At 73.3% G+C, this 21637-nt stretch carries 20 protein-coding genes; 9 read left to right on the forward strand and 11 right to left on the reverse strand.

What is annotated here, in order from left to right; genetic code table 11:
- Positions 1 to 1351, forward strand: a 1351-nt coding sequence (locus AB4039_RS20765; protein WP_442271454.1) for a DUF5691 domain-containing protein, incomplete at its 5' end; no start/stop codon positions are given.
- Positions 1352 to 1395: 44 nt separating this feature from the next.
- Here AB4039_RS20765 and AB4039_RS20770 read toward each other — a convergent pair.
- Positions 1396 to 1800 (reverse strand): cobalamin B12-binding domain-containing protein, encoded by a 405-nt coding sequence (locus tag AB4039_RS20770; protein WP_266841249.1) that lies wholly within the window; start codon positions 1798 to 1800, stop codon positions 1396 to 1398.
- 209 nt (positions 1801 to 2009) lie between these two features.
- Between AB4039_RS20770 and AB4039_RS20775 the strand changes: the two genes are divergently transcribed.
- The 3 genes from AB4039_RS20775 (at position 2010) to AB4039_RS20785 (ending at position 4975) form a co-directional block, all read left to right on the forward strand.
- On the forward strand, positions 2010 to 2831 hold the full coding sequence (locus tag AB4039_RS20775; RefSeq protein WP_266841247.1) for an alpha/beta fold hydrolase: 822 nt from the start codon (positions 2010 to 2012) through the stop codon (positions 2829 to 2831).
- 30 nt (positions 2832 to 2861) lie between these two features.
- Positions 2862 to 3233: a hypothetical protein gene (locus tag AB4039_RS20780; RefSeq protein ID WP_266841245.1), complete on the forward strand. Its 372-nt coding sequence runs from the start codon at positions 2862 to 2864 to the stop codon at positions 3231 to 3233.
- Positions 3234 to 3487: 254 nt separating this feature from the next.
- Positions 3488 to 4975: a M23 family metallopeptidase gene (locus tag AB4039_RS20785; RefSeq protein ID WP_442271455.1), complete on the forward strand. Its 1488-nt coding sequence runs from the start codon at positions 3488 to 3490 to the stop codon at positions 4973 to 4975.
- Between the two features lie 85 nt (positions 4976 to 5060).
- Here the strand turns inward: AB4039_RS20785 and pcrA are convergent, their stop codons facing one another.
- Positions 5061 to 7550: a DNA helicase PcrA gene (gene pcrA / locus AB4039_RS20790; RefSeq protein WP_442271456.1), complete on the reverse strand. Its 2490-nt coding sequence runs from the start codon at positions 7548 to 7550 to the stop codon at positions 5061 to 5063.
- A gap of 125 nt (positions 7551 to 7675) precedes the next feature.
- Positions 7676 to 7990, reverse strand: a complete 315-nt coding sequence (locus tag AB4039_RS20795) for a helix-turn-helix domain-containing protein (protein ID WP_266841241.1) — start codon at positions 7988 to 7990, stop codon at positions 7676 to 7678.
- A 91-nt stretch (positions 7991 to 8081) separates the two neighbouring features.
- Between AB4039_RS20795 and AB4039_RS20800 the strand changes: the two genes are divergently transcribed.
- Positions 8082 to 8438 (forward strand): hypothetical protein, encoded by a 357-nt coding sequence (locus AB4039_RS20800; RefSeq protein ID WP_266841240.1) that lies wholly within the window; start codon positions 8082 to 8084, stop codon positions 8436 to 8438.
- Between the two features lie 119 nt (positions 8439 to 8557).
- Complete coding sequence (locus AB4039_RS20805; RefSeq protein ID WP_442271457.1) at positions 8558 to 9631, forward strand: NlpC/P60 family protein; 1074 nt, start codon at positions 8558 to 8560, stop codon at positions 9629 to 9631.
- 64 nt (positions 9632 to 9695) lie between these two features.
- Here AB4039_RS20805 and AB4039_RS20810 read toward each other — a convergent pair whose 3' ends face one another.
- From AB4039_RS20810 to AB4039_RS20820, 3 genes are all read right to left on the reverse strand, one after another.
- Positions 9696 to 10808, reverse strand: coding sequence for an alpha/beta hydrolase-fold protein (locus AB4039_RS20810; protein ID WP_266841237.1), 1113 nt, complete (start codon positions 10806 to 10808; stop codon positions 9696 to 9698).
- A gap of 88 nt (positions 10809 to 10896) precedes the next feature.
- On the reverse strand, positions 10897 to 11595 hold the full coding sequence (locus AB4039_RS20815; protein ID WP_266841235.1) for a response regulator transcription factor: 699 nt from the start codon (positions 11593 to 11595) through the stop codon (positions 10897 to 10899).
- Positions 11592 to 12878, reverse strand: coding sequence for an ATP-binding protein (locus AB4039_RS20820; RefSeq protein ID WP_442271458.1), 1287 nt, complete (start codon positions 12876 to 12878; stop codon positions 11592 to 11594). Before AB4039_RS20820 ends, AB4039_RS20815 begins: the two co-directional genes overlap by 4 nt.
- Before the next feature lie 131 nt (positions 12879 to 13009).
- Between AB4039_RS20820 and AB4039_RS20825 the strand changes: the two genes are divergently transcribed.
- Together AB4039_RS20825 and AB4039_RS20830 are read left to right on the forward strand one after the other, a co-directional pair.
- Positions 13010 to 14332: a PspC domain-containing protein gene (locus AB4039_RS20825; RefSeq protein ID WP_266841233.1), complete on the forward strand. Its 1323-nt coding sequence runs from the start codon at positions 13010 to 13012 to the stop codon at positions 14330 to 14332.
- The gene (locus AB4039_RS20830) at positions 14319 to 14543 is read left to right on the forward strand and encodes a hypothetical protein (RefSeq protein ID WP_266841232.1); all 225 of its coding nucleotides are present in this window, start codon (positions 14319 to 14321) and stop codon (positions 14541 to 14543) included. The genes AB4039_RS20825 and AB4039_RS20830 overlap by 14 nt, the downstream gene beginning before the upstream one ends.
- Here the strand turns inward: AB4039_RS20830 and AB4039_RS20835 are convergent.
- The 4 genes from AB4039_RS20835 to guaA form a co-directional block, all read right to left on the reverse strand.
- Complete coding sequence (locus tag AB4039_RS20835) at positions 14507 to 14995, reverse strand: DoxX family protein (RefSeq protein WP_266841231.1); 489 nt, start codon at positions 14993 to 14995, stop codon at positions 14507 to 14509. The genes AB4039_RS20830 and AB4039_RS20835 overlap by 37 nt on opposite strands.
- An 18-nt stretch (positions 14996 to 15013) precedes the next feature.
- Positions 15014 to 16279: a hypothetical protein gene (locus tag AB4039_RS20840; RefSeq protein ID WP_266841229.1), complete on the reverse strand. Its 1266-nt coding sequence runs from the start codon at positions 16277 to 16279 to the stop codon at positions 15014 to 15016.
- 102 nt (positions 16280 to 16381) lie between these two features.
- A complete protein-coding gene (locus AB4039_RS20845) occupies positions 16382 to 17152 on the reverse strand; it encodes a class II aldolase/adducin family protein (RefSeq protein WP_442271459.1) in 771 nt (256 codons plus the stop codon).
- Between the two features lie 133 nt (positions 17153 to 17285).
- Positions 17286 to 18878, reverse strand: coding sequence for a glutamine-hydrolyzing GMP synthase (gene guaA, locus AB4039_RS20850; protein ID WP_266841225.1), 1593 nt, complete (start codon positions 18876 to 18878; stop codon positions 17286 to 17288).
- Positions 18879 to 19336: 458 nt separating this feature from the next.
- Between guaA and AB4039_RS20855 the strand changes: the two genes are divergently transcribed.
- Positions 19337 to 19606, forward strand: coding sequence for a chorismate mutase (locus tag AB4039_RS20855; RefSeq protein WP_280917124.1), 270 nt, complete (start codon positions 19337 to 19339; stop codon positions 19604 to 19606).
- Positions 19607 to 19863: 257 nt separating this feature from the next.
- Here AB4039_RS20855 and AB4039_RS20860 read toward each other — a convergent pair whose 3' ends face one another.
- On the reverse strand, positions 19864 to 21570 hold the full coding sequence (locus AB4039_RS20860; RefSeq protein ID WP_266841222.1) for a peptidase: 1707 nt from the start codon (positions 21568 to 21570) through the stop codon (positions 19864 to 19866).
- Between the last annotated feature and the right edge of the window lie 67 nt (positions 21571 to 21637).

The raw sequence follows: 21637 nt of genomic DNA on the forward strand, positions 1-21637 counted from the left end.
GCGGCGGCTCGCCCAGCTGCTGGCGGACCGCACCGCCGCGGCCGGCGGCGGCGGGCGGCGCGGGGCCGCCCCGGATCTGACGGAGCTCCTCCCGCAGTGGCTGGCCGCGGCCGGCCGGCACGGCTACCGCGCTCCCGAGGCACTGCTCCCGGCGCTGCTGGACGCGGCGCGGGCCCGGACCGACCTGCGCCCCCAGGCCCTGGCCCTGGCCGGGGTCCGGGGGCTGTGGCTGGCCCGGCTGAATCCGGACTGGCGGTTCGCGCTGCGCGGGACGGCGGGCGGCGGCGGGGGCCTGCCCGACCCGGCGGACGGCCCGGCGGTGGAACGGCTCTGGGAGGAGGGACTGTTCGCGGAACGGGTCGCCCTGCTCGGCATCGTACGGGCGCACGAGGCGGCGGCCGCGACCCGGCTGCTGGCCACGACCTGGCCCACGGAACGGGCGGAGGACCGGCTGATGTTCCTCGACTCGCTCAGGACCGGGCTCTCCGCGGCGGACGAGCCGTTCCTGGAAGCGGCACTGGCCGACCGCAGCCGCAACGTCCGGGCGACCGCCGCCGAGCTGCTCTCCGCCCTGCCGGGTTCGGCGCTCGCCGCGCGGATGGCCGAACGGGCGCTGGCCTGCGTGGGCCCGGGTGTCGTCGAACCGCCCGCGGAGTGCGATGCGGGGATGCTGCGCGACGGGGTGGTCAAGCGACCGCCCGCGGGACGCGGGGAACGGGCGTGGTGGCTGGGCCAGCTGGTGGAGGCGGCTCCCCTGTCCTGCTGGCCGGAGCGGTTCGGGGGGCTCGACCCGGCCGGGATCGTGGCACTGCCGGTGCCCGGGGGCTGGGCGGAAGAGCTGCATGCGGCGTGGTGCCGGGCGGCGGTGCGCCAGCGGGATCCGCGGTGGTCGAAGGCCCTGCTCGGCCCGGCCTCCGCACCACCCGCGGCGGGCCCGGGGACCGCCTCGCTGGCGGAGCGGGCGAAGCTGCTGGAGACCCTGCCCGAGGGGGAACGGGCCGACTGGGTAGCGGAGTTCGTACGGGCGCACGGCCTGTCGGAGGCCTTCCAGCTGCTCGGCGTGTGCCGGGTCCCCTGGGCCGGGGCGCTGGGCCGGGCGGTGGTCGACGCCCTGGATGCGGCACGCGAGGCGGGCAGCTACCCGTGGAGCTTCAGCGGGGTGATGGGCCTGGCGGAACGCTGCCTCGATCCCGCCGAGGCGCCCCGCCTGGAAGCCCTGACCGCCGTCGGGGAGGATCCCCAGGACGCCTCCCCGGGCGCTGCCGCGTACTGGTCGGAAGCCTTCCAGCGACTGGTGGCCACCCTGCGCCTGCGCGCGGCGATGCTCGCCGAACTGGCCCCGCCCGCCTGACGCGCCGACGCGCGGGAAGCGGGGCGGGACACCGACCGGACGGGTTACGCCTGGCGGACGTTCGCGTTGACCCAGTCCACGATGGCGGTGGTCGTGGCACCCGGGGTGAAGATCTCCGCGACGCCCTTGGCCTTGAGCGGGGCGATGTCGTCCTCGGGGATGATCCCGCCGCCGAAGACCTTGATGTCCTCGGCGTCACGCTCCTTGAGGAGTTCGAGGACGCGCACGAACAGCGTGTTGTGCGCCCCGGAGAGGATCGAGAGGCCGATGGCGTCCGCGTCCTCCTGGATCGCGGTGTCCACGATCTGCTCGGGAGTCTGGTGGAGGCCGGTGTAGATGACCTCCATGCCGGCGTCCCGCAGCGCCCGCGCGATCACCTTGGCGCCGCGGTCGTGGCCGTCGAGACCCGGCTTGGCCACCACCACACGGATCGGACCGGTCACACCCATCGCACTGCCTCCCGAGTGAACGAACGTTAAGTACAGCATTGCGCACGCCGCCGTTTCGCGGTCAACCACGAGGGGGAAATCACACGTGGGACGCCGCTGATTCACCACCGCCCGGTCGCCCCGTCACCGTGCCGACAGCCGCGCGGCACGGTGACGGGGCCGCGTCGGCGGCACGGCCCCGCACCCAAGAGGTCCAGGGGAGGCCGTCCATGGGGCTGATGACCGCGCCGCCGCCCGTACCGCGAACGGGTGCCGCACTGCGGGCCGCGCTGCTGGAGGCGGTGGTGCTCGCCGGGCACCTGCTCCTCTACCCCACCGGGGTGCGGTCGGAGGACCCGCCGGCCGACGGCCCCGCGGCGCTCCCGCCCGTGCTGCTCCTGCACGGCTTCACCGACAACCGCTCCGTCTTCGTCCTGCTGCGCCGCGCCCTCGGCGCGGGCGGCCGGCGGCGCGTGGAGACGTACAACTACTCACCCTTCACCCGCGATCTGCGCGTCACGGCCCGCCACCTGGCCCGCCGCGTGGAGGAGCTGTGCGAGCGCAGCGGGCAGGAGCGGGTGGACCTCGTCGGCCACAGCCTCGGCGGACTGGTCGGCCGGTACTACGTCCAGCGGCTCGGCGGCGACGCGCGCGTGCGCACCCTGGTCACCCTGGGCACCCCGCACGAGGGGACCCGCGTGGCCCCCTTCATGGACGCGCACCCGCTGGTCCGCCAGATGCGTCCCGATTCCGAGGTGATGGCGGAGCTGCGCGCCCCCGTGCCCGGCTGCCGGACCCGCTGCGTGGCGTTCTGGAGCGAGTTCGACGCGCTGATGGCCCCCACCGGCACGGCGCGGATCGAGCACCCGGACCTGGATGCGACGAACATCCAGGTCACGGGCATCGGGCACCTCGCGCTGCCGGTGCACCCGGCCGTCATCACCGCCGTCCGCCGCGCGCTCGACGGCCCGGTCCGCGCCACCGACGGCGCTGTCCGCCCCACCGAAAACCTCCGCCCCACGGGAACCGACGGGGAGAGCCAGGCCATCTGAGCCTCCGAGAGAACGGACCGGGGAGGACGCATGGGCACCGACAGCGCGCCGCGCCGGGGACCGTGGGCCGCGGGTCTGGCGAACCTGGCGCTCGGCGTGCCCGCGATCGTCCCCTTCCACCTCCTGTGGTGGGTGGTGACCGAGTACCTGCCCATGGACTGCCACAGCACGGACGACCTCGCCGACCCGAACCTGCGCAACTGCGACTACACCACCCTCGACCACTCCACGGCCGTTCTGTTCCTGCTGGTCGTGACCGGGGTGCTGCTGATCGGCGCGGTCCTCGTCGTCGACGCCGTCCTGCCCCCGAAGGAGCGGCGGCGGGTCTGGCTGGGGTCCGCCGCGCTCATACCGGTGCCGTTCGTCCTGCTCCTGGCGCTGGCCTCGTCCGACACCGCCTGACGGACAAACGAAACTCGAACGAATTTCGAACTCAAGGCCAAGGCTCGGTGATACGGCGACCGAAAGGCCGCCGAATGCCCGGTTCCCCCGAGACCGGAACCCGCCGAAGATTGTCGTGGCGAGTAACCGCCGGGTACAGTCACGCCACTGCTCTCCTCCGGTGAACCTTGAGTTCCCGGCCACCCAGGCCCCCCACTGCCGAGGCGAAAGAGAAGTTGGTGAACGACCGCCCGACGTCGGGCCAGTATCCCGAAATGGGATACGACGGCCTTTCCACCACCACTTTCGCTGGTGACCAGGCATACGTTTCCTACGAAACGGAGGGTCAGGGCTACCAGTACGTCACGGACTACGGCATCGGCGGCGCCTACGACGCGTCCGCGAACACCGGCTCGTACGACACCACCGCCTGGGCCCCGCAGGAGAACTACCTCGCCAGCGTCCCCTCCCAGGGCGTCCCCGAGGGCACGACCGGAACCGGCGGCTGGGGAGCGGACACCGGCGCCTGGAGCGCACCGGCCACCGACTACGCGTCGTCGCCCGGGGCCTTCGCCTACGACCCCACCGGCGTGGACCAGAGCGGACATTGGACCCTCCCCGGCTACGGGCAGGACACCGGCGCCTACGACGCCACCGCCTGGAACGGCGGCGGCGCCACGGACCCGGCGGCCGAGGCCTACGCCGGCTACGACGCCACGACCGTCGTCCCGGCCGTCCCCGCAACCGACGCCGGAGCCGGAGCGGATCCGTACGACGGGACCGGTCCCTACGGCGATCACTACGCCGACGACGAGACCTCCGTCTTCGAGCCCCTCGCCTTCACGGTCGAGGAGGAGCCCGAGTTCACGGAGGTCGTGCACGACCTGCCCACGCAGGCCATGCCCGTCGCCCCCGCCGAACCGCGCGCGGCGCGCCGCGCCACCGGCAGGAACTCCGCCAAGAACAACGCCAAAAGCGGCAGGACCAAGGCCAAGGGCAGTGCCGAGGAAGCGCACGCCGGCAACCGTCGCCGCTCCCCCGCCAAGCGCTCCGCCCTGCTGACCGTGGCCGTTCCCTCCGTCTGCGTGATGGGGGTCGCGGGAGTCGCCGCCGCTTCCGTCGGCGGGCTCACCGGCACCGCCAGGCCGGCCGAGGAACCGACCACCATGGCCGCCGCCGACCCCGCGTCGGTGAAGCCGGTCGCGGCGAACAACAAGCTCGACACGCAGCTGGTCGCGCTCAGCGCCGACGCGGGCGACTTCGCGGACCGCGCGAGCCGCACCCAGGAGCGCATCGACCTCAAACAGCGCCAGGAAGACGACAAGAAGAAGCGGGCCGAGGAGGCGGCGGCCAAGGAGGCGGCCCGCCCCAAGTTCGCGCTCCCGGTCACCCAGCACGGCCTGAGCGCCGGGTTCGGACAGGCCGGCGGCATGTGGATGTCGGTGCACACCGGCATCGACTTCCCGGTCTCCTACGGAACCCCGGTCATGGCCGCCACCGACGGCACCGTGCGCACCCAGTGGAACAGCGCCTACGGGAACATGGCCATAGTGACTTCGCCCGACGGCACCGAGACCTGGTACTGCCACCTCAGCAGCACCAAGATCCGGTCCGGCAAGGTGCAGGCCGGCGATGTCATCGCCTACTCCGGCAACTCGGGCAACTCCACCGGCCCGCACCTCCACTTCGAGGTACGGYCCGGCGCCGGCGCCGCGATCGACCCCGCGTCGTGGCTGCGCACCCACGGCCTGGACCCGACGTAACCACCCGACGCGACGGGCCGGGGCCACCGGACCCGACGGAGCCATCGGACCCCACGGATCCGGAGAGGCCGGACTGCCGCCCCCGCTACAGCTTCTGGACCGGCGCGTAGCGCAGCAGGAGCCGCTTCGGCTTGGCGTCCCCGAAGTCGATGGTGGCCTGAGCGTCCGCGCCGGCTCCCCTGACCTCCATGACGGTGCCCAGCCCGAACTGGTCGTGCGTGACCCGGTCCCCGACCGCCAGCGCGATGACCGGCTTGTCGGCGGCGCGGCGCGTGGCGAACCCGGACGGGCCCGACTTCGTACGCGACGAGGACAGGAACGCCTCGGGCGAGGTCCCGAACGAGGACCTGCCGCCGGACGACGCCGAGGACGAGCCGTACCCGGAGCCGCGCACCGGTCCCGCCGGCTTCTGCGAGGCACCCGTCCGCTTCCACTGGAGGTACTCGGCCGGGATCTCCTCCAGGAACCTTGAGGGCGGGTTGTACGAGGGAGTGCCCCAGGCGCTGCGCATGCTGGAGCGGGTCAGGTACAGCCGCTCGCGGGCACGCGTGATGCCGACGTAGGCGAGGCGGCGCTCCTCCTCCAGCTCCTTGGTCTGCCCGAGCGCGCGCATGTGCGGGAAGACCCCGTCCTCCATGCCCGTCAGGAAGACCACCGGGAACTCCAGGCCCTTGGCGGTGTGCAGGGTCATCAGCGTGATGACGCCACTGCCGTCCTCGTCCTCGTCGGGGATCTGGTCGGAGTCGGCGACGAGCGCGACCTGTTCCAGGAACTCGGCCAGGGTGCCGGGGTTGGACTCGTCGCGGGCCTGCTCGAACTCCAGGGCCACGGCGGCGAGTTCCTGGAGGTTCTCGATGCGCGTCTCGTCCTGCGGGTCGGTCGACGCCTGGAGTTCGGCGAGGTACCCCGTGCGCTCCAGGACCGCCTCCAGCACCACGGCCGGACCGGCGCCGGAGTCGACGATGGTCCGCAGCTCCTCCATCAGCACGTTGAACCGCTTGACGGCGTTGGTGGAGCGGGCGGCCATGCCGAAGGCCTCGTCCACGCGGCGCAGGGCCTGCGGGAAGGTGATCTTCTCGCGCAGCGCGAGCGCGTCGATCATCGCTTCGGCCCGCTCGCCGATGCCGCGCTTGGGCACGTTCAGGATGCGCCGGAGCGGGACGTTGTCCTCGGGGTTCGCCAGGACGCGCAGGTAGGCCAGGACGTCCCGGACCTCCTTGCGCTCGTAGAACCGGACGCCGCCGACGACCTTGTAGGGCAGTCCGACGCGGATGAAGATCTCCTCGAACACGCGCGACTGCGCGTTGGTCCGGTAGAAGATCGCCACGTCGCCGGCCTTGGCGTCGTCGGCGTCGGTGAGCCGGTCGATCTCGTCGGCGACGAACTGGGCCTCGTCGTGCTCGGTGTCCGCGACGTAGCCGGTGATCACCGCGCCGGAGCCGGCCTGGGTCCACAGGTTCTTCGCGCGGCGGTTCTCGTTGCGCTCGATGACGGCGTTGGCGGCGGACAGGATCGTCTGCGTGGAGCGGTAGTTCTGCTCCAGCAGGATCGTGGTCGCGTCCTTGTAGTCCTCTTCGAACTGGAGGATGTTGCGGATCGTCGCGCCGCGGAAGGCGTAGATCGACTGGTCGGCGTCGCCCACCACGCACAGTTCGGCGGGCGGCAGGTCCGGGTAGCCGGGGCCGACGAGCTCGCGCACGAGGGTGTACTGGGCGTGGTTGGTGTCCTGGTACTCGTCGACCAGCACGTGGCGGAAGCGGCGCCGGTAGTGCTCGGCCACGTCCGGGAAGGCCTGGAGCAGGTGGACGGTGGTCATGATGATGTCGTCGAAGTCGAGGGCGTTGGCCTCGCGCAGCCGGCCCTGGTACATCGCGTACGCCTGGGCCAGGGTCTTCTCGAAGCCGTCGGCGGCCTGCGCGGCGAAGGCGTCCTCGTCGATCAGCTCGTTCTTGAGGTTCGAGATCTTGGCGTTGAAGGACTTCGGCGGGAACTTCTTCGGGTCCAGGTCCAAATCGCGGCAGACGAGCGCCATCAGGCGCTTCGAGTCGGCCGCATCGTAGATCGAGAACGAGGAGGTGAAGCCGAGCCGCTTCGACTCGCGGCGCAGGATCCGCACGCAGGCGCTGTGGAAGGTCGAGACCCACATGGCGTTGGCGCGCGGGCCGACGAGGCCCTCGACGCGCTCCTTCATCTCGCCGGCGGCCTTGTTGGTGAAGGTGATCGCCAGGATCTGGCCGGGGTGGACGCCCCGCGCGGACAGCAGGTGTCCGATGCGGTGGGTCAGCACCCTGGTCTTGCCGGAACCGGCGCCGGCCACGATGAGCAGCGGCGAGCCCGCATGCACCACGGCCGCGGCCTGCTCGGTGTTCAGCCCGTCCAGGAGCACCGCCGGGTCGATGACGGGCCGGGGGGCGCCGTCCCGGTAGTACGCGTCCCCGCTCATGGGCAGGTCGAACCGGCCCCCGAAGAGGTCGTCCGCGCCCTGCTCCGGGGCGGGGTGGTCCTCGGGCGGGGGCGGCACCTCGTCGGAGGGGGTGAGGTCCGCCAGGAAACTGTCGTCAAAGAGGCTGCTCATCGCCTTCCGAGTTTAGAGGCCGGGACCGACAGCCGGTCCCGCCCCCGGAAAATCGGTCGGAATCCACAGGGGAGCGCGAGCGCTCCGCCGGACCGGAGGGCGCCCGTCCGGGCCCCCGGGACCGGCTAGCCGGCCCGCAGCACGACGTCCAGCAGGCCGGGGAAGCGCGCGTCGAGGTCCGTGCGGCGCAGGGCGAGCAGGTGCTTGCGGCCGCGCGGGTGCTGGAGGATCACGCCGCTCTCGCGCAGGGCCCTGATGTGGTGGGTGACGCTGGAGCGCGGCAGGTCGGGGACCACGTCCCCGCAGCAGGACTCCTCGCCGGCGGCCAGCCTGCGGACGATCTCCAGCCGGGCGGGGTGGCCCAGCGCCGCGAGGACCGCGGCCAGCTCGATCCGGTCGGCGGCGGGATGGGCCGGCTCGGCGGCGGGGACGGGCGTCATGGGACCACCCTACGCAGGTCCCGTACGGCCCCCGGTCGCCGCCCGAACACCGCCGTCGGGGGCTCCGGGGCCGCCCCGTACGCTCGTCGGCATGACTGTCCTCACCCACGCTTTCGTCGGCCTGCACATCATCGGCATCGCCTCCCTCCTGGGCGGTTTCCTCACCCAGATGAAGGCCATGGGCGCCGGCACCGCCCGTTTCGTGCCCGCGATGCTGCACGGCGCGCTCACCATGCTCATAACCGGCGTCCTGTTGGTGGGCTTCCGCGAGATGGGTGACGGCGCCCCCCTCGACCACGTCAAGATCGGCGTGAAGCTCGCGGTCCTCTTCGTGATCCTGGCGATCGTCTACGTCAAGCGCGACGAGGAGCGAGCGGAGAAGGGCCTCTTCGCGGCGGTCGGCGGACTGACCGTCGCCAACATCTTTATCGCCGTCCTCTGGCACTGACCCGTCCCTTCCCGGTCATCCGCGGTCGGAGACGGCCAGTTCGGGTCAACTCGTCATCGCCCCGTTACCTCCGGGTTTAGCGTCCTCCCCCAAGACCGACGGAAGGACGTGAGGCCCCCGTGGCCAGTCATCGAAAGCCCCGGCAGCGCCCGCTCGCCGGCGGCACCGTACGGACCGCCGCCACCCTCGCCCTCGCGGGCGCTGCCACCGCCACCGCCTTCGAAGGCACCTCGCACGCCGACTCCCAGCCCACCCCCGCCCAGGTCAAGGCGGAGGTCGACCGGCTCTACGGGGACGCCGAGGCGGCGACGGAGCGGTACAACGGGGCGAAGGTGAAGGCCGACGAGGCCGAGCGCGCGCTGAGTGGCCTGCGCGACGAGGCCGCCCGCAAGGAGGACCGGCTCAACACCGCCCGCCGCTCGCTCGGCGCGGTGGCCGCGACCCAGTACCGCAGCGGCGGTCTCGGCCCGGCCCTGCAGCTGGCCATGGCCACCGACCCGCAGGACTACCTGGAGCGGGCCTCCCTCCTGACCCGCGCCGGCGACCGCACCGCCGCCGACGTGGCCTCCGTACGGCGTGGCCTCGACGAGGCCGGGCAGCTGCGCGACAAGGCCGCCGGGCAGCTCGCGGACCTGCGGGCCCGGCGGGACGAGCTGGCCGAGCAGAAGGCCGTCATCGAGGGCAGGATCGCCACCGCGCAGCGCCTCCTGGCCCGGCTCACCGCCGAGGAACGGGCCGCCTACGAAGCCCGGTCCGGCGGCGACGCCCCCGCACCGGCCGGCGCCACCGCACCGGCCCGCCTCCCCGGCGCACGGACCTCCGCCCCGCCGGCCCCCTCCGACGGCTCCCGCGCCGCACGGGCGGTGGCCTTCGCGTACGCGGCGATCGGCAAGCCGTACGTATGGGGCGCGACCGGACCGGGCTCCTACGACTGCTCGGGCCTGACCCAGGCGGCCTGGAAGTCGGCCGGGGTCTCCCTGCCCCGGACCACCTACACCCAGATCAACGCCGGACAGCGCGTCACCCGGGACGGGCTCGCCCCCGGGGACCTGGTCTTCTTCTACTCCGGGGTCACCCACGTCGGCATGTACGTCGGCCACGGCCAGATGATCCACGCCCCGCGCCCCGGCTCGACGGTCCGCCTCGCGCCGGTGGACTCGATGCCCTGGGCGGGCGCCTCCCGCCCGGCGTAGCGGCCCCGGCGGCCCCGGTGGCTCCAGCGGCCCCAGCTTGCGGCTTCCGGCTTCCGGCTTCCGGCTACGGCGCCTTGACCGTCTTGCTCAGCCAGTCGAAGGTCTGCGGGATCTGCTTCGACCAGGACTCCAGGTTGTGGCCGCCGGTCACCTTCTCCGCGTGGACCGCGGTCGGGCTCTGCGCCAGCCCCTTGAGGTCCATGCCGGACAGGTAGCCGTCCTGCTCCGCCCCCGACATCCACAGCGAGACCGCCGGCGGGGTGGGCGCGGCCTGGAGGAGGTTCTTCAGGTTGTGGGTGCGGCGCAGCTCGGGATCCTTCGCCACCAGCGACGAGGGCTCCTGGCCGGGGTCGTTGTACCCGGAGAGGGACACGGCCGCGCTGTAGCGGTCGGGGTGCAGCACCGCCAGCTTGGCCGCGCAGTACGCGCCGGCCGAGTACCCGGCCACGCCCCACGTGCGGGCCTCGTCCGAGGCCCGGAAGTTGTCGGTGACCATCTTGCGGACGTCGACGCTGAACCAGCTGTCGGCGTTGACCTTGCCGGGAAGGTTGGCGCAGCCGGTGTCGGCGTTGCCCAGCAGCATGGCGCGCGGGGAGACGAGGATGAAGGGCTGCACCTTGCCCTGCTTCATCAACGGCTCCAGCACCTCGTGCGCCTTGAGCCCCTGGAACCAGGACTTGCCCGTGCCGGGGATGCCGGGGATGAGCTCGACCACCGGGAACTTCTTGCCCTTGTAGGCCGGTTCGTCGTACTGCGGGGGCAGCCACACCATGACGTCGCCCTTGACCCCGGAGATCCCGCCGTCCAGTTCGGTCTTCTGCACGCGCCCGCCGAGGCCCTCGACCGGCTCGAACTTCTGCCGCACCTTCGGCTCGGCCTTGACCTCGTCGGCCTTCTTGCCGCCGAGACCGTCGGCGCCGAGGTCGGGGGCGGCGGTGACGTACTTCCCGGTGCCGAACAGGTCGCCCCAGCTGGCGTAGAAGTTCATGTCGCGGTTGATGGCGACGAACACCAGTGCCACGGCGGTGGTCTGGGCGAAGAGCACCATCGTGCCGCGCACGGCGAGGCGTGCCACGGCGGGGCCGCGCACCTTGCTCCACACGGCCAGCGGCAGGACGACGGCGATCACGGTCAGGGCGACCACCGCCGCGAAGAGGGGGGTCCCCGTCAGGCTCATCACGCCACCCAAGAGTCCGCCGCGCACCCCTGCGGTTGCCCCCGGCCCCTGCGGTGTGGATCACATCGCGGGGGCCGGGGGCGCGGGCTCACACCAGGCGGCGGGCGGTGGCCCAGCGGGTCAGTTCGTGCCGGTTGGAGAGCTGGAGCTTGCGGAGCACCGCGGAGACGTGCGACTCGACGGTCTTGACCGAGATGAACAGCTGCTTGGCGATCTCCTTGTACGCGTACCCGCGCGCGATCAGCCGCAGCACCTCGCGCTCGCGCTGGGTGAGCCGGTCCAGGTCCTCGTCGACCGGCGGCGCGTCCGTGGAGGCGAAGGCGTCCAGCACGAAGCCGGCCAGCCGGGGCGAGAACACGGCGTCGCCGTCCTGGACCCGGTAGACGGAGTGCACCAGGTCGGTGCCGGTGATGGTCTTGGTGACGTAGCCGCGGGCACCGCCGCGGATGACGCCGATGACGTCCTCGGCGGCGTCGGACACCGACAGGGCCAGGAAGCGCACCGGGTTCTCGGCCGCCGCCATCAGCGGGGCGCAGCGCCGCAGCACCTCGACCCCGCCGCCGCCGGGCAGGTGCACGTCGAGGAGCACCACCTCGGGGCGGGTGGCGGTGATGACGGTGACGGCCTGGTCCACGTCGGCCGCCTCGCCGACGACCTCCACCCCGGTCCGCTCGGTCTCCCCGATCTCCGCCTGGACCCCGGCGCGGAACATCCGGTGGTCGTCGACGAGCACGACCCGCACCCGCCTGGTCTCGGTCCCGCTCACAGCGCTGTCCTCGGTGCTCATGCCGCCCTCTCCATCTCCAGCTCGACTTCCGTGCCGCCGTCGGGCGCGGACCGCAGCCGGGCGGTCCCGCCGTTGCGCTGCATCCGGCCGATGATCGATTCTCGTACGCCCATGCGGTCGTCCGGTACCGCGTCGATGTCGAAGCCCGGACCGCGGTCCCGTACGGACACGAACACCGTGCGGCCCTCGACCTCCGCGTACACCTGCACCCGGCCCCCGTCGCCACCGTACTTCGCGGCGTTGACCATCGCCTCGCGCGCGGCCTGGATCTGGGCGCCGAGCCTGTCGTCGAGCGGGCAGTCCCCGACGACGACGACCTCGATGGGGACGCCGTGGTGGTCCTCGACCTCGGCGGCCGCCTTCTTCACGGCCTCCGCGAGGGTGGCCGGTTCCTCGGCCTCGTCCTTGCCGGTGCCCTCGGGCTTGTAGAGCCAGTTGCGCAGCTCCCGTTCCTGGGCGCGGGCGAGGCGGCGGACCTCGCCGACGTCCTCGGCGTTGCGCTGGATCAGGGTGAGGGTGTGCAGCACCGAGTCGTGGACGTGGGCGGCGACCTCGGCGCGCTCCTGGGCGCGGATGCGCATCAGGCGTTCCTCGGAGAGGTCCTGGGTCATCCGGATCAGCCAGGGGCCGGCGAGCAGGGCGACGCCGACGAGGACCGCGAGGGTGGCGGTGAGGACGTTGCCGAGCTGGGCCGCGGAGCCCCGTACGACGATGAACACGGTCAGGCCCATGCCGACGAGGACCACTCCGGCCAGCGCGCGGGCGCCCTGGAGCAGGCGCCCGTGGCGTCCGGCGGCGGCGCTCCAGTGGGCGCGGCGGGCGTTGTCGGCCTGCCGCCAGACGAGGACCACGCCGGCCCCGACGAGCAGCGTCGGCCAGATGTAGCGGCCGTTGGCGCCGCCGACGCTGAGCTGGGAGAAGAAGATGCCCGCGCCGACGGCCAGCGCGACCAGTCCGGACACCGCGCCCTTGTCGGGCTTGCGCAGGCGCCGGGTGCCGTCGGGCAGGACCTCGAAGAAGGAGTGGTGTCCGGTACTGCCGCCCACGCCGAGCGGGACGAAGACCCAGAACGCCGCGTACAGCAGCACCCCCAGCCCGTCTCCGAACATGAACATGCCGAGGAAGGCGAGCCGGACCCAGATCACCGGCAGCCCGAGGTGGCCGGCGAGGCCGCGGGCGACGCCGCCGAGCATCCGGCCGTCGGCACTGCGGTAGAGCTTGCGCTGGGGGACTTCCTCGCTGTCGGGCGCGTGCGGGGGTCTGGGTGCGGCGGCTACGGGCATGGCACCAAGGGTCACACGCGCGGGCGGGGCGCGGCATCAGGGCGGTCCCCCAGTTCCTCCGGGGGGATATCAGGGTTGCGCCAGGGTCGGACCCGGTGCCGCGGCGCCGGGCGGGCCGTCACCATGGACCCATGACCGACGTACACGACGCTCCGCACGGGGGTCCCCCCGGACGAAACCCGGGAGAGGCTCCCGGGGCACCCGCCCCGGCCGACCGCCCTCCCCTGCGCCGCAGCAGGCACGACAAGGTCCTCGCGGGCGTGTGCGGCGGCCTCGGCCGGTACTTCGGGCTGGACCCGGTGGTGTTCCGGATCGTGCTGGGCGTGCTCGCCGTCACCGGCGGCGTCGGCCTGATCTTCTACGGGTTCGCGTGGCTGCTGCTCCCGCAGGAGGGCGAGGACGACAGCGAGGGCAAGAAGCTGCTGACCGGCCGGGTGGAGGGCTCCACCCTGGCGGCGGTGTTCAGTGCCCTGGTCGGCTGCGCCCTGTTCCTGTCGATGATGGACAACGGGGTCCTGGGGGCCTTCTCGGTCCTGGTCATGCTGGCGCTCGGCGCGGCCTCGTACTGGTCGCAGCGCCACCGGCAGGCTCCCGAGGCGGAGGCGGAGACCCCCGCCCCGCACCGGCCCGCGCCGCCGGAGACGCAGGCGCCGCCCGTGCCCGGCAGCCCGTCCTGGTGGCGGGACCCGCTGGTCAAGGACGGCACCACCGGCCCGGTCGGCACGACCGGGTACCTGTGGGGCCCGGACGACGAGGACGGGCGGACGCGGCCGGGGACCGCCCCGGCGGAGCCGCGCGCGAACGGCGCCGCGCAGTGGTCGCGCGGCGGCATCGGGGGCCGGGTGTTCGTGCTGGCCCTGCTGGCCGGGGGCGGCGCCACCGCCTCCGTGTGGCACGGCAGCACGCTCGGGCACGCCCTCCAGGTGGGGCTCGCCGCGGCGCTGGCCGTCTTCGGGCTGGGACTGGCCGTCAGCTCCGTCAAGGGGCGCACCGGCTTCGGCACGGTCCTGCTGTCCCTGATCACCGCCGGGCTCCTCGCGGGGTCGGTCGCCCTGCCGCGCGAGATCGGCACGGACTGGCACAACGCCGACTGGCGCCCGGCGGCGGTGGCCGACGTCCGGCCCGAGTACCGCTCGGGCACGGGGCTGGCCACCTTGGACCTGAGCCGTCTGGACGTGCCGAAGGGCACCACCGTCTCCGTCCGCGCCGCCATCGACGCGGGCCGGCTGAAGGTCGTCGTGCCCCGGGAGGTCACGGCGCGGGCCGACGTGTCGATCCGGCTCGGCGACATCCAGTTCCCCGGGGAGGGTGGCCCCGACGTCCGCATCAAGAGCGGCGGAGAGACCCGGCGGGCGACTCTGCCCCCCGCCGTCGGCACCGAGGCCGGCGGGACGATCGAGCTGCACCTGGACGCGGGTGTGGGACAGGTGGAGGTGGCCCGTGCGGCGTCATGAGTTCCAGCCGGGAAGGCTGCTGGCGGGGCTGGTGCTGACCGCCGTCGGCGGGCTGTACCTGCTCGACGCGGCCGGTGAGACCGACCTGCCGTGGTACCTGGTCGTCCCGATGGCCGTCGGCGGCCTCACGCTCGCCGCGCTGGTCGGGACGGTCACCTACGCGGTGCGCCGGGATCAGCGCGACCGGCGCAGGGAATCCAGCGACAGGTAGGGCGCCCCGGCCATGACCAGCGGGATCCAGGCCATCAGGTAGACCAGGTCGTTGCCGTAGTAGTACGGGGTGACGGCCCAGGACACCGTGAGCCACAGGCTGAGGGAGATCAGCGCCCCGCCGGCGGCGGCGATCCGGGTCAGCAGTCCGGCGAGGACGCCGAGGCCGACGAGGATCTCACCGATCGCGATGGCGGCGCCGAAGCCGACGGGTGCCTTCAGCGCCAGGTCCACCAGGGCCGGGACGGCGGCGGTGTCGCGCACCCCCCGCATGATCTCGCCGATGGAGCCGGTACCGGTCGCGGAGAGGAAGGCGGGGTCGGTGAGCTTGTCGAGCCCCGCGTACACGAAGGTCACGCCGAGGAAGATCCGCAGGGGGAGGAGCGCGTGGCGGGAGGCCGTCTCCTGGAGAACGGAGATCCGCTTCCCGGAAGGCACGTCAGTTCGGGTCACGCCCCATGTGTACCCCGTTCACTCGGCCACGTCGATGGCGTAGCGGTTGGATTCCACCCCCGCGGCGGTCACCACCTGGACCTCGGTGCGCCCCGGTTCCACTTCCGCCGGCACCGGAACGGTCAGCACCGCGTCCGACGGATTGGTGAATCCGCCCGCCACCGGAACCAGCGGCACGTGGACGTGGACGGCCCCGATCCGCACCACCAGCCGGGCGAGCATCTCCGGGGTCTGCGCCCCGGGCGGTACGAAGCCCACGCCCCGGATCTCGATGTCGTCCCCGGGGCGGACGGCGGCGTCCAGGTCCCCGGGCTCCCGTCTGCGCACCACCGACAGCACGAGCGGACGGCTCCCCTCGGCGTACTTGGCCGCCAGGTAGACCACCGCCGACAGCGCCACCAGCATCGCCAGCGACCACGGCAGCCGCGGCAGCCGGTCCGGGAAGCGGGCCAGCGACACCGCCGCGTAGGCCAGCACCACCGTGGAGACCAGAACGTACTGGGCGTCGGTGAAGCTCCCCCGGCCCGCGTCGTCGGTGAGCAGGTCGGCTCCCGAGGGGCGGTTCGCCGGCAGCTTCTGGAGCCGCTGCCCCATGATCCGTACGGAGACCACCCGGCGCACCAGCACCGCCACCCCGGAGGTCAGGCCGAGGACCGCGAGGAGGGGCAGCGCCCGGCCCAGCGAGAGCCCGGCGTAGAGGGCGTCCCGCTCGGGGCCGGGCGAGGAGGCCGCCAGGCGCAGCGCGGGCAGCAGCGCGGCGAAGGAGGTCAGCACCAGCCAGGCCGCCGGGACCGCCTTGGAGGTCGACAGCCGGTTGTCCTCACCGACCAGCGGGGCCAGCAGCCCTCCGCGCAGCGACTGGGCCCGCGCGGCGAGGGTGAGCAGCCCGGCGAGCACCACGGCGGCGAGGAGCCCGGCGGTGCGGGCGGTGGACCAGCCGGTGCCGAGGGCGGTGCCGACCTGCACCACCAGCAGGACGCCGGCGGCGATCCACAGGACGAGGACGGCCCGCCGGGAGAGCAGGTACAGCCAGGAGTACCCGGCCTCCCGGCCCCGGTCGGCGACCGTGCGGGCGGACAGGGTCAGTTCGTCGGAAACCCACTGGCGGGAGGCGCCGAGGGAGTGGGCCACGGCGGCCGGGACCCCGTGTCCGGCGGCGAACTCGTCGCGCTTCTCCAGGAAGGCGGCCACCGCCCGGCGGTGGCCCTCCCGGGCTCCATGGGGGCAGTCGTCGCAGGTGCAGCCGCCGCCGTGGGTGCTTCGAGGGATCTCTTGGACAGCCACGTGCGTGCCGCCTCTCTGAACTCCGGTGCAATGCCAGCGAATTGTGCACCACTGCGGCAGTGCTCCGGATTGCGCACGATGTCAGAGCAGGTGATTAACCGTTCATGATGTTGACGCCACCCCTCCGGGCGCCTCCCGCAGCGGCTGGTAGCTCACCCACGCGGCCAGGTCCGAGCCGAACCGCCCGCGTGTGGCCACGGCGCTGCGGTGGTCGATGGGAACCGGCTTCCCGGCCGCCCGCGCGATCAGCTGCACCTGCGCGGCCCGCTCCGCCGCGAGGAACCACCACAGCGCCGCCTCCACGGAGTCCCCGACCGTCAGCAGCCCGCGGTTGCGCAGGACCAGCGCCTTGTACGGGCCGAGAGCGCGCCCGATCCGCGCCGGGTCCTCGGCGCCCGCGAACTCGTCGAGCAGCGCGTGGTCCTCGTAGAAGGCACAGGCCTCCTCGGTGATGGGGGCCAGCAGTTCCCCGAGGCAGGCCAGCGCCCTGCCGTACGGGCCCTGCGTGCGCACGACGGCCACCACCCCCGGCCGTTCCCGGTGGACGGCGGCGTGCACGGCGAACGCCAGCTGGTTCACGCGCCGCTCCCCGCGGAGCACCCGCCCCTCCCCGTCGACCAGCAGCAGGTCGTCGGGGGTGAGGGCGCCGAAGGCCCGCCCGAAGGGGTTCACCCAGTAGCAGTCCTCGAACTCCGGGTCCCGTACGGAGACCTGGCCGGCCACCCCGTCCTCGTACCCGAGCCGCCCCAGCAGCCGCAGCCCCTCCGCGAGCCGGGCCTTGCGGTGGGCGCGGGTCTCCCCGACGGTGGCGAAGACCGGCGGCATCGCGAAGCCGAGCCGCTCGACGGGCACGGGTACGGGCCGCTCGGCCATGTCAGCTCCTCCAGACTCCCAAGGTCGCGGCGCAAGGTACCGGCGCCCGCCCGAAGAGGCCATACACGCGGCGAAGCCGCCGCTCCCGAGGGGGAACGGCGGCTTCGTCACGCACTGCGGGGTACGGGTGGGACTACTCCCACTCGATGGTGCCCGGGGGCTTGCTCGTGCAGTCCAGGACCACGCGGTTCACGTCCGGCACCTCGTTGGTGATCCGGGTGGAGATCTTGGCGAGGACCTCGTACGGCATGCGCGTCCAGTCGGCCGTCATGGCGTCCTCGGAGGAGACGGGGCGCAGCACGATCGGGTGGCCGTAGGTGCGGCCGTCACCCTGGACGCCCACGCTGCGGACGTCGGCGAGCAGGACGACCGGGCACTGCCAGATCTCCCGGTCCAGGCCGGCCGCGGTGAGCTCGTGGCGGGCGATGGCGTCGGCCTCGCGCAGCAGGTCCAGGCGCTCCTTGGTGACCTCGCCGACGATGCGGATGCCGAGGCCGGGGCCGGGGAAGGGCTGGCGCTGGACGATCTCCTCGGGCAGGCCGAGCTCCTGGCCGACCATCCGGACCTCGTCCTTGAACAGCTGGCGCAGCGGCTCGACGAGCTCGAACTCGATGTCGTCGGGCAGACCGCCCACGTTGTGGTGGGACTTGATGTTGGCGGTGCCGGTGCCGCCGCCGGACTCGACGACGTCCGGGTACAGGGTGCCCTGCACCAGGAAGGCCACCGCCGGGCCGTCCTCCTGGAGGATCTCCAGCTGCGCCTGCTCGAAGACGCGGATGAACTCGCGGCCGATGATCTTGCGCTTGGTCTCCGGGTCGGAGACGCCGGCCAGCGCGTTCAGGAAGCGCTCCTGGGCGTCGACGACCTTCAGCTGGACGCCGGTGGCGGCCACGAAGTCCTTCTCGACCTGCTCGGTCTCACCCTTGCGCATCAGACCGTGGTCGACGTACACGCAGGTCAGCTGCGAGCCGATGGCCTTCTGCACGAGGGCCGCGGCGACGGCGGAGTCCACGCCGCCGGAGAGGCCGCAGATGGCGCGCTTGTCGCCGACCTGCTCGCGGATGGCCGCGATCTGCTCCTCGACGATGTTGCCGGTGGTCCAGGTCGGGGACAGGCCCGCGCCCCGGTAGAGGAAGTGCTCCAGCACCTGCTGGCCGTGCGTGGAGTGCATGACCTCGGGGTGGTACTGGACCCCGTACAGCTTCTTCTCGTCGTTCTCGAAGGCCGCGACCGGGACGACGTCGGTCGACGCGGTGACGGAGAAGCCCTCGGGGGCGGCGGAGCAGGCGTCGCCGTGGGACATCCACACCGACTGGCTCTCGGGGGTGCCCTCGAAGAGCGTCGAGCCGGGCTTGGAGACGGCCAGCGGGGTGCGGCCGTACTCGCGCGCGCCGGAGTTGTCGACGGTGCCGCCGAGGGTGGTCGCCATCARCTGGAAGCCGTAGCACATGCCGAAGACGGGGACGCCGGCCTCGAAGAGGGCGCGGGCGTCGTCCAGGCGCGGGGCACCCTCCTCGTACACGGAGGACGGACCGCCGGAGAGGATGATCGCCTTGGGGTCCTTGGCGAGCATCTCGGCCACGGGCATCGTGCTGGGCACGATCTCGCTGTAGACCCGTGCCTCGCGGACGCGGCGGGCGATGAGCTGGGCGTACTGGGCGCCGAAGTCGACGACGAGAACCGTGTCCGGGGCGCTGTCGTGGGCGGCGGAGGGTGCTTCTGGCACGGGGCAGGCCTTCCGGCGGAAGAGGGTGGCTGTTTTGTCGATTCTACCGGTGGCGGCACCCGCCGTTTTGTCGCACCATCCGAGTCCCCCACCGCCGTGACGCGCCGCGACGCCCCGCTCACAGCGCTTGCCGCGCCCCGCGCGGTCACGGGCCGGGGCACACCCGGCGGACCGGCCACGCGCCGCCCCGCCGCGTCCGCACCGCCCACGCGCGGCTCGTCTCACGATGCGGGCCCGGTTGACCGGGGGGTGGGCCGGAGGGTAATAATCCGTTCCATGCGCAAGCAGCTGAGCTTCCTCTTTACCTATGGCACCGGCCGGTCCGGTCGCCATGGGTCTTCGTGATGCTCGCTTGAGCCGCTGACTTCCCAGAGCGCCCCGGTCCGACAGGACCGGGGCGCTCTGGCGTTCCGCGGGACTGGCGGACCTCCCCCGATCGTCCATGAGGAGAGAACGACATGTCCGTCATCACCACCGCCGCCACCCCCGAAGAGCTCATCGCCGACAGCCGCGAGCGGATCGACGCCATCGACGACCGCATCATCGGGCTGATCCAGGAGCGGACGGCCGTGTCCACGGTCATCCAGGAGGCCCGGATCGCCGCCGGAGGCCGCCGCGTGCACCTCTCTCGCGAGATGGAGGTGCTCGCGCACTGGAGCGACGCCCTCGGCAAGCCCGGCACCGCGCTCGCGATGACCCTGCTGGAGCTGTGCCGGGGCCGCGTCTGACGGGTGTTCGTCACCCGTCCGGACCGTGACCGGCCCCACCGGGCTTCGTTCTCGGTGTAGTCCGCGTCAGCCAGGCGCGGGTCCGCAGCACCACGCGTGGCTCCACGGGAGCGATGAGACGTGACGTCTGACGGCGCGCGTCGAGGGACCTCGCTCCCCCGCGTGACCGGGCGGCAGGGGACAGCAGCCCGGTCACCCCATGAGGACGGCCGGCCCGGGGGACGCCCCGGGTCGGCCGTTCCCCGTGTCCGGCTCCGCTACGCGCGGCCCGCGCCTCGGCGACGAAAGGCCAGGAACAGCGCGCCCCCGGCGGCCACCAGCGCGGCCCCCGCGAAGCCGACCAGGCCCGCCGTGCTGCCGGTGGAGGCCAGCGGACCGCCGCCCGAGGAGGTCTTCGGCGGCGTGGTCCCCGCGCTCGGGGTGGCCGACGGCGAGGCGGAGGCCGACGCCGAGGCGGTCGGCTTCGGTGACGTCGTGGAGGGGCTCGGAGCGGGACCGGCCGGGTTCACCGTGATGGTGGCCAGGTTGTTGGCCAGGACCGGGTCGAAGGGGTGCCGCTGGGGTTCGCCCCCGGGGCCGGGCCGGCCGACCGTGATGGCGCCCCGGGCGTCCGGGACGGCCTTGTCGATCCGCAGCTCGAAGGGGAACTGCGCCTTCTCGGACTCCAGCAGCGACGAACCGGTGGTGCAGAGGTAGCGGGGCGCCGCCGCGGTGCCGGCGGAGCGGCACGCCGCGGGGGCCGTGAGCACCGTCACGCCCGGCGGGACCACCACGTCCACGACGGCCGCCGGGGCGGTGGAGCGGGGGTCGAAGACCCAGGCCGGGCCCTGGTTGCGCACGGCGACCGCGGCCTTGACGGTGGCGCCGGCCTTGCCCTTGACGACGAGGGGCTCGGCCGCGAGGTCGGCGGTGTTCGGGACGGCGAAGTCGAACTCGCGCCGGTTGTCGGCCGGGTTGAGGTCGGGACCCCGCAGCGCCGGGGTGAGGGTCGCGCGCTTCTTGGCGGTGAGCTTGCGGCCGGCGCCCTGACCGGTGCCCGCTCCGGTCCCGGGGGTCTTGCCCGCGGGGTCCTTCGCGCCCTGGTCACCGGGCTTGGGCTTCGCGTCCGCGCCCGTCTGCGCCTGCTCCGCCTTCACCGGGGCCGCGGCCGGGTAGATCCCGTAGCCGAGCAGCTCGGCGCGGGCGTGCCCGGTGGCCTTCAGGTGCAGGGGGCTGTCTCCGGCCAGTTCGTAGCTCGCGCCGGCCTCGAACTCCCCGTCGACCGTGCAGAGCGCGGTGGTGGAGGTGCGCGTGGTGCGGTACTCGCAGTTGTCGTACCGCTCGGCCAGCTCCATCCCGCGGCTGGCCTCCAGCTCCAGGACGACGCCCCGCGCGGACTGCGTGCCCCGGTTGGCGAAGGCCAGGGGCAGCGGCTGGCTCTCCCCCGGCTTCGGGTCCCGCTTGAGCGCCATCTCCCCCATCACCAGGTCGGGGCCGCCGACCGTGACGGCGGTGACGGCGGGCCGCACCGTGGCGCCGGAGAGCGCGCCGGTGACCCGGATCTCGCCGGTGTCCCCGTTCTTGGCGTCCTTCGCGGCGGTGACCTCCAGGTCGACGCCGGCCCGGGAGCCGGGGCGCACGCCCCGCTCCTTGCAGACGAGGGTGCTCGCGACGGAGGTGCACTTGGGCGCCGCGGCCGGGCCGGTCCCGCCGGCCGCCACCTCGCGTACGGAAGCCACGGCCGCGACCTTGGTGAGGTCGACGGTGAAGGTGAACTCGTCGCCGAGGCCCTCACCGGTGCCCGGGTACTCCAGGCCCACGGCCAGGGCGACCGGCTTCGGGGAGCCCTGGGCCGGGGGGAGCGGGAGGGCGAGGGCGGTCGGCGCCGTCAGGGCGAGGACGGGTTCCGCGGCGTGGGCCGGGGTGGTGGCCAGCCCGGCGGCGACCAGGCCGCAGGCGGCCAGCAGGGAGATGCGCTGTCTCATGCACCCTTGACCGCCGGACCCCGGCCAGAGTTGCGCTCTCCGGCGTGTGACCGACACCACAACACCG

It is taken from the genome of Streptomyces sp. M-16 (assembly GCF_052114405.1).
In the GTDB taxonomy this organism is placed as follows: domain Bacteria; phylum Actinomycetota; class Actinomycetes; order Streptomycetales; family Streptomycetaceae; genus Streptomyces.

Bases quoted from the DNA above. Each gene is read 5' to 3' on its own strand.
- AB4039_RS20770 (WP_266841249.1), bottom strand. From the start codon at position 1,800: ATGGGTGTGACCGGTCCGATCCGTGTGGTGGTGGCCAAGCCGGGTCTC.
- AB4039_RS20775 (WP_266841247.1), top strand. From the start codon at position 2,010: ATGGGGCTGATGACCGCGCCGCCGCCCGTACCGCGAACGGGTGCCGCA.
- AB4039_RS20780 (WP_266841245.1), top strand. From the start codon at position 2,862: ATGGGCACCGACAGCGCGCCGCGCCGGGGACCGTGGGCCGCGGGTCTG.
- pcrA (WP_442271456.1), bottom strand. From the start codon at position 7,550: ATGAGCAGCCTCTTTGACGACAGTTTCCTGGCGGACCTCACCCCCTCC.
- AB4039_RS20795 (WP_266841241.1), bottom strand. From the start codon at position 7,990: ATGACGCCCGTCCCCGCCGCCGAGCCGGCCCATCCCGCCGCCGACCGG.
- AB4039_RS20800 (WP_266841240.1), top strand. From the start codon at position 8,082: ATGACTGTCCTCACCCACGCTTTCGTCGGCCTGCACATCATCGGCATC.
- AB4039_RS20810 (WP_266841237.1), bottom strand. From the start codon at position 10,808: ATGAGCCTGACGGGGACCCCCCTCTTCGCGGCGGTGGTCGCCCTGACC.
- AB4039_RS20815 (WP_266841235.1), bottom strand. From the start codon at position 11,595: ATGAGCACCGAGGACAGCGCTGTGAGCGGGACCGAGACCAGGCGGGTG.
- AB4039_RS20820 (WP_442271458.1), bottom strand. From the start codon at position 12,878: ATGCCCGTAGCCGCCGCACCCAGACCCCCGCACGCGCCCGACAGCGAG.
- AB4039_RS20825 (WP_266841233.1), top strand. From the start codon at position 13,010: ATGACCGACGTACACGACGCTCCGCACGGGGGTCCCCCCGGACGAAAC.
- AB4039_RS20845 (WP_442271459.1), bottom strand. From the start codon at position 17,152: ATGGCCGAGCGGCCCGTACCCGTGCCCGTCGAGCGGCTCGGCTTCGCG.
- AB4039_RS20855 (WP_280917124.1), top strand. From the start codon at position 19,337: ATGTCCGTCATCACCACCGCCGCCACCCCCGAAGAGCTCATCGCCGAC.
- AB4039_RS20860 (WP_266841222.1), bottom strand. From the start codon at position 21,570: ATGAGACAGCGCATCTCCCTGCTGGCCGCCTGCGGCCTGGTCGCCGCC.